The following is a 12240-nucleotide window of genomic DNA, read 5'->3' on the forward strand; positions in this document are numbered from 1 at the left end:
ATTTTATGATTATTATTCTAATTTTTTTTATGATTTTTAGCTTTTTCAAATGCCTTATGAAGTGTGTATGCACATAAAGAATACCCCAATTCTTTAGGATACTCATTTTCAGGAATGTTTGAGATATGTTTATTCATCAAATTTATTGTTAAATAGGGCACATCAGGGCAACCCCCTCCTGAAATATTAGATATTATGCCGTTTTTATCCAAGGTTATTTTCATATTACCTGACCTATACATCGTATGGTCTCCAATTTTTTTAATTTTTACAAGTTCAATTGGTTGTAACATAGTTTCTTCAAGAGAAATCGATTTAACTACTTCAATACCGTTATTTTTTAATTCTCGTATTATTTCAATATTTTCTATTATTTCATACTGTAGTGCTAAATCACAGCCTTCTCTAACTTCTGCAGGGGGTGCAACTACTTTAATCTCGTAATTTTTCTTTTTAAGAATTTTTTCAGAGTTTATTGTATCCTTAACATTTTTAAAAATTAATAATCCTTTTCCCGATAATTTTTCACTTTTTTTATTTTTGGAATTATCATCTTTATTATCTTTCGATTCGGATTTTGACACGATATTTTTTAATTTTTTAAGTATCATAAGTTTCACCAAATGGCAAATGGTACACCATATATTTAAATTCAATATATTATATTTATCAACTATATTTTAGTACATTACCGTAGTATATATTAATACTATTAATATTATCTATTTTATCTCATATCGTAGGAATAATTGTTCATAAAAAAGTTACGAAATTTTACAAATTCATGGTTTAAAAAGAATAAAATAGGGTATTTTTATTTAATTTAATGCTTTAATTTAATTTTTTCAACAAATTTTAGATTTATGCTAAAATCGATTGAACCAATGCTAAAACCCATTGGTGGAATATAACTGCTCCTACGGCCATACCAAATACGTAAGCAATAGCTGTTTTGTTACCTTCTCCAGCCATAACTAAGTTTCTAAATGGACATCCACCTTGAATAATTGATATGATACCAACACCGAGAGCTCCAATAACAGTAACTATCAAGTGAGGCATTAATCCTAAGTTACCTGCAGCATCCCCAGGTATTGCAGTAAGTCCTTTTGTAATTACCCATGGGAATGTAGGTAATTGTCCTAATAAGCTAAATACTATTGCAGTTACAAGAGCTCCTCCAATAAATCCAACTAAACCTTTAAATAGCCAGCTATCTTTGATTAATATCATATCCCGGATACCACCACAGAAACAGAGTGCAGACCTTTGTCCGAGGTATCCAAGAATGGCTCCGAATATTAATGTTCCAATTGCTGGAAGCCAGTTTATAACTTCTGACATTATTTCACCATATTTTGAAATTTTTTTTTGAAATTTTACTTTTTTATTTACTTTTTTATTCTATATTTTTAAGAATTACGTTTTTAACCAATATTAATCTATAATATCGAAAATTATGATTTAAAACTTAAAATAAGACTACTAATAAGTAGTTAAGCCTTTTTTAAATAAAATTCTGTACCTAGGTATACTCCGACTGCTATAAAGACTAAACCTACTAACGCTATCATATCTCCGTAGGCAGTTCTTAAAGCCATTCTAACAGGACATCCTCCCATTAATAATGCAAAGTTCATAACTAAAAGACCTAATGTAAACCCTACAGCCATATTGTGGGTAGTTCTTAATTTAAAATCGTTATTTGCTTTTGCAGCTACTAAAGCCCCTATGATTACGCCAATCACTGTTAATACGGGGATTAATTTTGAAACAGGTGCCATACCTAATGAGGTACCAAGTGCGTTATTAACAATCCAGTTTGTTAAGTCTCTCGTGTGGCATGCAATACACAAACCGTATGCTGGTGGTGGCGTAACTTTAAACATAGTTTCCAATATTATTGCTGAAAATCCTGCAAATAATCCAACTTTTCCCGGTGTAATTTTCATTTTTTCACTTTATAAATTTTTTAACATTATAATTCATTGAAATTTATATATCGAATGATACTTTAGTATTAATTAACTTAATATCAATAAGTATATTAAATTTCCTAATATAATTCAATATTTCGACAATAGACTCATCAAAACTATTTATTTTTTATATTGTATACATGTTATTTTAACAAATATAGCCAAATAATATTTTTGCAGATATAATATATAAAAGTAGTGTTTAGTAAATCTAATATATAAAATGATATTAGATATATTAATATATTTTATAGGGCATATTAAATCCTATAAATTTTTGGCATACTTATATGTATATTTTAATGTCAACAAAAATATAATATATAATAAAAGAGATAATTTAGAATTAAAAAATAGATAATAACAATAGATAATAAATAAGAGGTAATACTCAATAAATAATAAATTTTTAGATGCTGGTGCTTATGAATAATAATTTTATAAGATTTTTATGTGTTATAATGATTTTATCCGGTTTTTTATTGATTAATATTACTATAGAACCCAATGTAAAAATTATATCTGAATTAAACTCTGGAGATTATGTAAAAACTACTGGAACGGTATATTTTTTAGATTATATTTCTGAAAAATCCACGTATAAGATAAAAATATGCCAAAATGATGAATATACAAATTTTATGAACGACTTGAAAAATAGGGACTATAAAAATTCATTAATACTCTATCCAGAAAATAACTTAAAACCCACATATAATAAGTACGTATATAGTAGTAATATATCATTGGGCGATAATATTGAAGTTATTGGCAAAATTAATAATTATATGGGCTACAAAATAATTTATATAAAAAATACGAATGACTTAAAAATAATTTCCAAAGCAAATAATACGAATAATAACACCAATAAAAATATCGGTAATTCTAATAATTCTAATAATTCTAATAAGACCTGTAACAAAAATGAATCATCAATTTTGGTATATCTTAGTTCAAAATCTTCTTCAAAAGTATATCATACCTTAGAAAATTGTCCATACGGTAAAAAAATAATAAATAAAACTTATTTCAATATTTCAAATGTAAATAGTGCATATAAAGATTATAAACTCTGTAGTTATTGTAAATCACATTCTAATATTATGTAATAACTAATAACTAATAAATAATAGCTAATAATTAATTAAATTAAACACAATAACTCTTTACTAAATTAAGCCGGTGAAAATCTTGTATATTATATTATTTCAAATATTGGGTATTTTAGCAGGTATATTCTGTGGAATAATCACCGGTTTATGTATTGGAATTCATCCAAACCTTTTTTTGCCAACTATAGCTTTTTTAATTTACGAATATGCTATTGATACCAATTTGATAATTTATTTTTTAATTGGTTGGGTTATCGCACATTATTTTATAAATTATGTCCCAACCGCTTATTTTGGAATTCCAGATTCGGAAACAGCAGTTTCCGTAAATACACTACAAAAGTATGTCAAACATGGAAATGCACATAAAGGTATTTTTTTATCAGGTTTAGGTGGATTATTGAGTGTTTTATTATCAAGTATAATTATATTATGCTTATTTTCGTTAGTTTCACTATTCGAATTTATTAGCAATAATAATATAGATATTTATTTAATCATTTCAAACGTTTACGATGGATTAAAAAATTATATGGGATATATATTAACAATCATGTTAATTTTGGCAATTTCAACAGAAAAAAATAAGCTGTGGACAACCATAATTTCAATATGTTCTGGTTTGTTAGGTGTTTATACATTATCGTTTAATCCTTCATTTGATATTACACTAACCTTGGTTTTTACAGGAATGTTTGGATTACCAATTTTAATTCATAATATTTTGTTTGGAAATTACGGGCGTAAGTCTAAACATAATACAATTAATAAAAATAGTAAACTCCAAAATGGCAGTAATTTAAAATTTGAAAAAAGGGTCATTTTAAACTATATTTACTATTCGCTACTGGGCACAATAGGAGGATTTTTTAGAATCGCAATTCCTGCATTCGGTGGTTCACAAATAAATTATTTCTTGGCGGTATTTTTACAAAAAGTACATAATATACACAATTTAATTGCAAGTGGCGATAATAAATTAGCCCCAACCTCGTTATCAAACGATGACCTATTGACTAAAGAGAATCAACAATCAAAAAGCCTAGAAAACTTTTTGGTATCTCAAGGAGCGATTGTCGTATCAAATGAAATGTTATCGATATGGGCATTAATGATTATCGGCGTTGGTAGGAGTGGTTCCGCACAACTAATAAAAAATTTAAATATAGATTTGGAGCTTTTTAAATTTTTAGGTGCTATGTTGATTTCTACAGCCTTAAGTTTTATAATACTTTTAAAAATTTCAAAAGCTATTTCAAAAATATTATTAAAAACTAACGGTAAAATGAACTCTAAAAAAATATATAGATATTTATTGGTTGGAATTTTGATAATTATTATTTTATTGACATTTTTAAGTCAGAATATGATTTATAATTTATTAATATTCATTATATCCACCGTTTTGGGGTTATTATGTTTATATAAAAGAGTAAATACTTCAATACTAATGTCGTATTTAATTTATCCGACAATTTTATTTTATATACTAAATTTTTAAAAAATAAAGATAAATAGGCTTAAAAAATTAATTATTATTGTAAATAATCAAAGTACATTTCAAGCCAACTAACAGTTCCATATGTTAAATTATTGGTGGAAATTGCAGTAATTATTTCCTTAACTACTTCATCCGGTTTTTTGTTTGTACAATCTATTTCATGAATTTTTATATTTTCATTGTTTTGAGCTCTTTCCAATGCTTCAATCAAACAAATGTCCATTATTTCTGCTTCAACATTTTCATGAACCTTACTTTCCGAATAGTCTCTTTTTTTAAGTCTTTCCTCGATGATTTTAGGTTCGCACCTTAGTACGATTATATAATCATAATCAAGTTCAAGATGTTGACTAACATGCCCTTCAATAACAACACTTTTATTTGATTTATTTTTTTCATTGGAAATAAATTCCTTTTCAAAAAATTCTTTTAATTTATCGAAATTAACAACATAAGAATCTAAAAATTCATCTTTTTCATAATATAGTCCATTTTCCTTAACAATTTTGGTTATATCATATAAATTACAGTCTTGTACTTCACAAAATACTTTTGAAACAGTTGATTTTCCAACACCTGGCGTACCAGTTATTGCAATCATTATTGTTCCACCATTTTTTTACCAATAGCATCTGAAACGTATTTATCCAAATCTACTTCATCTCTATACGCTAATATGATATTTTCGCTTAAACCACCTAAGTTATAGCCCAGTGTTTCAAGGTATTTTCTAAAGTCTGAGAATTGTTTAATAATAGCTTCAATAGGAACTTCTTCAAGATTTATAATAAATACGTCATATATTTCCCTATTGAGTCTATCTTTAAGGTATTCAAAGTCTTCAGGCGATTTTATCCTTGCTATTATCATTTTAGGATTTATTTTTTCAGTTACAATTTTTATTTTTTCTTCAGGGACAGTCACTGTTTCAGGAATTTCTGTTTTTACTTCCTCACTTACTATCATCGCTTGCTTAGGGATTTCTTCAGATTTTGTTGCTAATTCTTTATTCTTGTCTCCGTAAATAACATACTCTTCCTCTTTTATAGGTACTTGAGCAGGTAATTCTTTATTGCCAACAAATATTCTTTTTATTTTTCTTAACATATTCAACCTCCTAAGGTTAGAATTTAAATAACTTATATATATGCCCATTTTTTTAGTATTATGTGATTATATTATTAATTTTTTTGAAATCAATATATCATTTATGTTTATTTTTATATATCTTTTTTGATTGAATTTTTATAATTATTAAAAAATCATACGGAGTATAAATTAAAATATTAAATCTTTAATCTTATTTTAATATACTTCTACAAATTTTACAAATTTTATAAATTCTACATAATTATATATAAGTGATTTAATTATTATAATGGTATATCATAGTAACATAAATTAATATGGCGAATGTTATTAAAAACGAAATTAAAAACGATTAGAAACACAAAATATACAACAAATAAAGATACAAAGATACAAAGATACAAAAAAATATAATAGAGTAATTGGTGACGATAATATGTATTATACGATAGATGACTTTGATTTAAAAAATAAGACTGTAGCTTTAAGAGTAGATATTAATAGCCCTATCGACCCTTCAACAAAGGAAATAACCGACCTTACAAGAATAGAGGCTTGTAAAGATACAATATGTGATTTAGTTAAAAAAGGTTCGAAGATAGTTATTATCGCACACCAAAGTAGACCTGGTAAAAATGACTATATATCGCTTGAGCAACACTCAAAAAAATTATCTGAAGTTTTAAACTATCCTGTAAAATTTATCGATTCAATAATTTGTACTAATGTAATCGAGGAAATCAAAAAATTAGAAAGTGGCGAGATTTTAATGCTTGAAAACTTCAGGTTTTTAGCAGAAGAAGTCATGTCAGAATGGAAGAAATGGGAAAATATAACCCCTGAAAAACAAGCAAATACCATTGCAATTTCAAAATTGGCACCTTTTTTTGATTATTTTATAAACGACGCTTTTGCAGCAGCACACAGGGCTCAACCTTCTTTAGTAGGCTTTGCATACTACATGCCAATGTTGGCAGGTAGGATTTTAGAAAAAGAATTGCAAAGTTTGAATAAGGCATTAAATGACCCTGAAAAACCATGTGTATATGCAGTAGGTGGCGCTAAAGCTGACGATAGTATCGAAGTCATCGATAACGTTCTTAAAAAAGATATCGCAGACAAAGTTTTAACAAGTGGTATCGTAGCAAATATATTTTTAACTGCTAAAGGTTATGATATAGGCGCTAATGTTGATACTATTGAAAAAATGGGCTATAAAGACCAAATAGACATTGCAAAAGGATTATTAATCAAATATGGAAACAAAATATTGACTCCCGTAGACGTTGCTTTAAACATCAACAACGAAAGAGTAGAACGAGAATTAAATGAAGACGACTCTATAAATTACCCGATATTTGACATGGGTAAGAAAACAATGGAAATTTATGAAAAAGAGTTGAAAAATGCAAGAGTCATTGTAGCAAATGGTCCTGCAGGCGTATTTGAGGACCCTAACTTTATGGCAGGTACCAAATCATTAATTGAAAGCATAGCTAATTCAGAAGCTTTTTCAATCATTGGCGGAGGTCATTTATCTGCAGCAACTGAAAAAATAGGACTTTCACGCAAAATCGACCACATCAGCACAGGTGGAGGGGCATGTATCGAATACCTTTCTGGCAAAAAGTTACCTGTTATAGAACTTTTAAGGGCTTCTTACGAAAAATACAATAATAATTAATGTTATTTTTTTACCTCATATTTTTAAAATTTAAAATTTTAAATTTTAAAGTTTTTAGATTTATCTTAAATCAATAGGTTAATAAATAATAAGAAAAAAAGAATATTAGATAAAATAATCAATAACTAATGACTAATTAATTTTAATTATTTAGATATTTAATTATCGGATATTATCAAATATTATTGGGCGATTTTATATGGATTTAAAAAGCGTAGTTAATTTAGTAAAGACTTTTGAAGGGGTAACTCGTAAAAAGGAAATAAAAAATGTTGTTAATAATTTTAAATTTAATACGGCAGACTGTGATTATGATTTCGAAATCATTGCTGATTTTGGGGATGATGCGGCAATTATCGGTTATGATGATGAAAACGCAATTCTTTTGGCAGCTGATGGCATATGGGGAAAATTATTGGAAAAAAACCCTTATTGGGCAGGATATTGTTCTGTTCTAGTAAATGCAAATGATATTGCAGCTATGGGTGGTAAATCAATTGGAATGACAAACATAATCGGCATAAAAAACTTGGAAATGGGAAAAGACCTTTTAAAAGGTTTAAAAGATGGTGTTAAAAAATTTGGCATTCCTGTAGTAGGGGGACATACCCATCCAGATGCACAATGTAACGTCCTAGACATTTCAATAACTGGTACGGTTAGGAAAGATTCCGTATTAAGGAGCGATTCTGCAAAAGTAGGCGATAAAATAGTTTTCGCTTATGATATAGATGGAAAAGCACACAAAGACTTTTCTTTAAACTGGGATACAACTTCTAGTAAATCTAAGCAACTTGTAAGGTCTCAATTAAAGTCATTAGTAGACGTAGGGGAAAATAAGCTTGCAAACGCTTGTAAAGATATAAGTAATCCTGGAGCTTTGGGTACTTTAGGAATGCTTTTGGAAGTTTCAAAGAAAGGCGCAACAGTAAATGTGGACAAAATACCAAGAAATGACGATATTCCAATGTCACAATGGTTAAATATGTACCCCGGTAGTGCTTTCGTATTTACTACCGATGAAAGCAATGTTAACGGATTAAAACGTACTTTAGAAGATGTAAACATCACCGCTGAAGTATGTGGGGAAGTTAAGGCTGATAAAAAATACTACATAACAAATGATAAAAACGATAAAGAATTATTATATGATTTTGAAAAAGAATATATATGCGGTTGCTAATATAAAACATACTAAAATAATTTTCAATTATATTCTCTAATTTTTTACGTATTATAACATATTATAACATATTATAACATATTATTATTTTATTTTTAATATAGTTTGTAAATTCTTGTGATTTAATTAAATATGTCTTAAATTATTCTTATAATAATTATAACTCAACGAGTATACTTTAAAATATCTAAATTTCGGTGATTTTATGAAATTGATGATTGACGGTGTTTTTTACAACAAAGAAATAATTGATTTTGAAAATATCTTAAAAGATATTGTTGGCATTTTAGGCGAAGAATCTAGGGTAGTTTCGTTAGAATTCCCCGAAGTGGCGATGATAATGGAAAATACCTATTATCATAGGACGGGCTTTTCATTAGACAAAGAATTAGCAGATGATGAAACAATATCTGATGAAAATAGGGACGAAATAGTTGATAAAATTAAAAATTTATTCCCTGAAGGCACTATAGTTTATGGCTTAAAATGTGAAGTAATTTAAATTAAACTATTTAATTTTCTATATTTTTATATAATATTTAATATTTAACATTTAATTTATATTATAGTATATTATTTGTGAGATTATGAGTACTAAAGACCAAAATGATTCTAAAGATGTAAAAGATTTTTACGATAATTGGAAGGTGGAAAACTACCCAAGTTACGTAAAAAGTATAATGAAACACGAAGAAGACCTTATTTTTAATATAATTAATAAAAACAAGCAAAATGGTACTTTAAAGTTGAAAGAACCAATAATTGATTGTGGCTGTGGGTATGGTTCTTTTTATAATCTTACAAAAGATTCAGATACTTTATATATAGATTTTTCCAAACATTTGTTGGATATTTTTAAAAATAATACTAATATAAATTCTAATAATCTTTTATGTGCTAATATAGAAGATTTACCATTAAAAAACGAATCTGCAAATACCATATTATGTATAAACGTCTTAGAACACGTAAATGTAACTAAAGCTTTAAATGAACTAACAAGGCTATTAAAAAAAGATGGTACGGCATTAATAATTGTTGTAAACAAAGATTCTTTCTTTAATGAGGATATTTTCACAGATTGGAAGGTAAAACACAATCTTTTAAATTTGGGAACTTTTAAAAATTATCTGTCGAATTATAATAAATCAAATTGCAATGTTTCAACTTTAAAAATTGAACACTTTGAAACTTTTTATTTTGTTCACCCAATCTTTAAGATTTTACCAAATTTTTTATTAAATAAAGTACTTAAATTATCTTTAAAATATAATGATAAAATATCCAAATCTAAATTAAGCTCAAAATTAAATTTAAATGGTCAATTTTTATTAATTCAGCTAAAAAAGGAATAAAATATTTATTATAATGTGGTGTAACCATGATATATTGTCTCGGACCTATGGGTAGTTATAGTGAAAAAGCGGCTAAATTATTTGCAGAACATTTAAAAAATTCCGAAGAAATTATATATTGTAATTCTATAAATGAAATCTTTGAAAAATTAGAAAAGTTAGAGAATTCAAAATGCGAAGACAATAGACTAGTTTATGGGGTAGTTCCTTCAGAAAATTCCATTGAGGGTTCAGTAACATTAACCCAAGATTTATTGATGGAAACAAACGTCAATATATTAGCAGAAATAGATATTAATATAGAACATGCTTTAGTTTCTACATCAACTAATAAAAATACCATAAAAAGAGTTTTATCCCATCCTCAGGCATTAGCACAATGTAGAAATTATATTAATTCTAATCACTGGGTAACGGAAACAATGGAAAGTACGGCACTTTCAGCAAAAACAATTGCAGAAAAGCAAGATAAAGAGCTTTCTGCAATCTGTTCGGAGGCCAATGCTGAAATATATGATTTAAACATACTAGATAAAAATATACAGGATTATAAGAATAATCAAACAAGATTCTTATTAATTTCAAAAAAGCAAAATAAGGAATATATAAAAGATATTAACTTTGGAATAGACGATTTAAAAAAAGTAAAGTCCACTGTAATATTGGAATTGAAAGAAAATAGAGCAGGGAGTTTATACGACGTATTGGGAGAATTTAAAAAGCTTAATATTGATTTATCACGAATTGAATCTAGACCTTCTAAAACAAAATTAGGTACGTATGTATTTTATATGGACTTTGAATATTATGAAAATATGGATGAATTATTCGATAAATTAGACAAATGGGTTTCTAAATTAGTATACTTAGGTACTTATTTTGTTTTATAATTATTATTATTATTATTATTTCTTTTTTAGTTTAATATATTCTTAATTAATTTTTTATTTTTTTATAAATTCATTACTTTAAATTTATACATATATTTTATATAGGATAACTAAATATGTATGAAAAACAACTTGTTGGTGTTAAAATGGAAAGTTATATTCAAAATCTTTTTGCAGACAGAATCGGTGGCAATAACTTTGGAAAAGAAGATGTAATTTATAAATTCGAAAAAATCAAAAGAGCCAAAAATGAAGCTAAAAAGAAATACCCTAACGTTGAATTAATTGACATGGGCGTAGGAGAGCCGGACGAAATGGCAGACGCAAAAGTAATCGAAACTCTTTATGAAGAAGCAAAAAAACCAGAAAACAGAGGATACTCCGACAACGGTACTCAAGCTTTAAAAGACGAAATTCCAGCGTACATGGAAAAAGTATTCGGCGTAACTGGAATAAACCCTGAAACTGAAGTAATTCATTCAATTGGTTCAAAACCAGCTTTAGCTTACATTACATCAGTATTTATTAATCCAGGAGATGTTACATTGATGACTACCCCAGGTTACCCCGTAACAGCAACTCATACAAAATGGTACGGTGGGGAAGTTTACAACTTAGAATTAAAAGAAGAAAATGGATTTTTACCTGACTTAAAAAGCATACCCGAAGATATAAAGCAAAAAGCTAAGATTTTATACATAAACTACCCAAATAACCCAACAGGTGCGCAAGCAACAGTTGAATTCTACAAAGAAGCAATTGAATTTGCAAAGGAAAATAATATTTTGATAGTACAGGATGCAGCATACGCAGCATTAACATACGGTGAAAAACCACTATCATTTTTATCCGTAGAAGGAGCTAAGGACGTGGGTGTGGAAATACACAGTTTTTCAAAAGCTTACAATATGACCGGATGGAGATTAGCCTTTGTAGTAGGTAACGAATTAATCGTAAGAGGTTTTGCAGCTGTTAAAGATAATTACGACAGCGGTCAATTCATACCTATTCAAAAAGCAGGTATTTACTGTTTAAGACATCCGGAAATTACCGAAGCTACAAGAGCAAAATACGAAAGAAGATTACAAAAAATGGTAAATATGTTAAAAGAATTAGGTTTTAACGCACAAATGCCAGGTGGAACCTTCTACCTCTACGTAAAAGCTCCAGTAGGAACAAAAGACGGTGCAAAATTTGAAAACGCAGAAGAGTTTTCACAATACCTCATTAAAGAAAAATTAATCTCAACAGTACCTTGGGATGACGTCGGAAGTTACATAAGAATGGCAGCTTGCTTTGACGCGTTCGAAGACGGCAAACTTTCCGAAACAAAAGAAGATGAAATTTTAAACGAAGTAAAAAGAAGATTATCTGACGTTGAATTCGTATTCTAATTAAAAATAGGATTAAATTAAACTTAAATTACTATTAAATTAAGAATAAA

Annotated in this window: 13 protein-coding genes; 8 read left to right on the forward strand and 5 right to left on the reverse strand. The window is 27.6% G+C overall.

From position 1 onward, the window contains the following. Positions 1-17: 17 nt before the first annotated feature. From M2325_RS01365 to M2325_RS01375, 3 genes are all read right to left on the reverse strand, one after another. The gene (locus M2325_RS01365) at positions 18-611 is read right to left on the reverse strand and encodes a putative Se/S carrier protein (protein ID WP_209590234.1); all 594 of its coding nucleotides are present in this window, start codon (positions 609-611) and stop codon (positions 18-20) included. 250 nt (positions 612-861) lie between these two features. Continuing rightward, positions 862-1332, reverse strand: a complete 471-nt coding sequence (locus M2325_RS01370) for a YeeE/YedE thiosulfate transporter family protein (RefSeq protein WP_209590805.1) — start codon at positions 1330-1332, stop codon at positions 862-864. A 164-nt stretch (positions 1333-1496) separates the two neighbouring features. Then, positions 1497-1952, reverse strand: coding sequence for a cytochrome C (locus M2325_RS01375; RefSeq protein WP_209590236.1), 456 nt, complete (start codon positions 1950-1952; stop codon positions 1497-1499). Between the two features lie 509 nt (positions 1953-2461). Here M2325_RS01375 and M2325_RS01380 point away from each other — a divergent pair. After that, positions 2462-3091 (forward strand): hypothetical protein, encoded by a 630-nt coding sequence (locus tag M2325_RS01380; protein WP_209631613.1) that lies wholly within the window; start codon positions 2462-2464, stop codon positions 3089-3091. A gap of 82 nt (positions 3092-3173) precedes the next feature. After that, entirely contained in the window at positions 3174-4595 is a 1422-nt protein-coding gene (locus M2325_RS01385) for a tripartite tricarboxylate transporter permease (RefSeq protein WP_259050616.1), read from the forward strand. Positions 4596-4629: 34 nt separating this feature from the next. On the opposite strand, the gene M2325_RS01390 is transcribed toward M2325_RS01385, so the two are convergent. Both M2325_RS01390 and M2325_RS01395 read right to left on the reverse strand, forming a co-directional pair. Continuing rightward, positions 4630-5196: an adenylate kinase family protein gene (locus tag M2325_RS01390; protein ID WP_245314045.1), complete on the reverse strand. Its 567-nt coding sequence runs from the start codon at positions 5194-5196 to the stop codon at positions 4630-4632. Beyond that, a complete protein-coding gene (locus M2325_RS01395; RefSeq protein WP_209590241.1) occupies positions 5196-5702 on the reverse strand; it encodes a hypothetical protein in 507 nt (168 codons plus the stop codon). Before M2325_RS01395 ends, M2325_RS01390 begins: the two co-directional genes overlap by 1 nt. Before the next feature lie 418 nt (positions 5703-6120). Between M2325_RS01395 and M2325_RS01400 the strand changes: the two genes are divergently transcribed. The 6 genes from M2325_RS01400 to M2325_RS01425 all read left to right on the forward strand — a co-directional run bounded on the left by M2325_RS01400 (position 6121) and on the right by M2325_RS01425 (position 12190). Continuing rightward, positions 6121-7368, forward strand: coding sequence for a phosphoglycerate kinase (locus M2325_RS01400; protein ID WP_209631612.1), 1248 nt, complete (start codon positions 6121-6123; stop codon positions 7366-7368). Between the two features lie 199 nt (positions 7369-7567). Beyond that, positions 7568-8551 carry a methanogenesis marker 2 protein gene (locus tag M2325_RS01405; protein WP_259050620.1) on the forward strand — a complete coding sequence of 328 codons (984 nt, stop codon included), beginning with the start codon at positions 7568-7570 and terminating at the stop codon, positions 8549-8551. A 205-nt stretch (positions 8552-8756) separates the two neighbouring features. Next, a complete protein-coding gene (locus M2325_RS01410; RefSeq protein WP_209590252.1) occupies positions 8757-9053 on the forward strand; it encodes a hypothetical protein in 297 nt (98 codons plus the stop codon). Between the two features lie 85 nt (positions 9054-9138). Further along, positions 9139-9906: a class I SAM-dependent methyltransferase gene (locus M2325_RS01415; protein WP_259050622.1), complete on the forward strand. Its 768-nt coding sequence runs from the start codon at positions 9139-9141 to the stop codon at positions 9904-9906. 26 nt (positions 9907-9932) lie between these two features. After that, positions 9933-10796, forward strand: coding sequence for a prephenate dehydratase (pheA, locus tag M2325_RS01420; protein ID WP_209590256.1), 864 nt, complete (start codon positions 9933-9935; stop codon positions 10794-10796). A gap of 146 nt (positions 10797-10942) precedes the next feature. Beyond that, on the forward strand, positions 10943-12190 hold the full coding sequence (locus M2325_RS01425; protein ID WP_209631610.1) for an LL-diaminopimelate aminotransferase: 1248 nt from the start codon (positions 10943-10945) through the stop codon (positions 12188-12190). The last annotated feature ends 50 nt before the right edge of the window (positions 12191-12240 follow it).

The sequence above is a fragment of the Methanococcus voltae PS genome, assembly GCF_024807035.1.
Lineage (GTDB): Archaea > AGJL01 > Methanococci > Methanococcales > Methanococcaceae > Methanococcus > Methanococcus voltae.

Coding starts and splice junctions, on each gene's coding strand:
- M2325_RS01405 (WP_259050620.1), top strand. CDS start 7,568: ATGGATTTAAAAAGCGTAGTTAATTTAGTAAAGACTTTTGAAGGGGTA.
- M2325_RS01375 (WP_209590236.1), bottom strand. CDS start 1,952: ATGAAAATTACACCGGGAAAAGTTGGATTATTTGCAGGATTTTCAGCA.
- M2325_RS01410 (WP_209590252.1), top strand. CDS start 8,757: ATGAAATTGATGATTGACGGTGTTTTTTACAACAAAGAAATAATTGAT.
- M2325_RS01425 (WP_209631610.1), top strand. CDS start 10,943: ATGGAAAGTTATATTCAAAATCTTTTTGCAGACAGAATCGGTGGCAAT.
- M2325_RS01400 (WP_209631612.1), top strand. CDS start 6,121: ATGTATTATACGATAGATGACTTTGATTTAAAAAATAAGACTGTAGCT.
- pheA (WP_209590256.1), top strand. CDS start 9,933: ATGATATATTGTCTCGGACCTATGGGTAGTTATAGTGAAAAAGCGGCT.
- M2325_RS01365 (WP_209590234.1), bottom strand. CDS start 611: ATGATACTTAAAAAATTAAAAAATATCGTGTCAAAATCCGAATCGAAA.
- M2325_RS01415 (WP_259050622.1), top strand. CDS start 9,139: ATGAGTACTAAAGACCAAAATGATTCTAAAGATGTAAAAGATTTTTAC.
- M2325_RS01390 (WP_245314045.1), bottom strand. CDS start 5,196: ATGATTGCAATAACTGGTACGCCAGGTGTTGGAAAATCAACTGTTTCA.
- M2325_RS01395 (WP_209590241.1), bottom strand. CDS start 5,702: ATGTTAAGAAAAATAAAAAGAATATTTGTTGGCAATAAAGAATTACCT.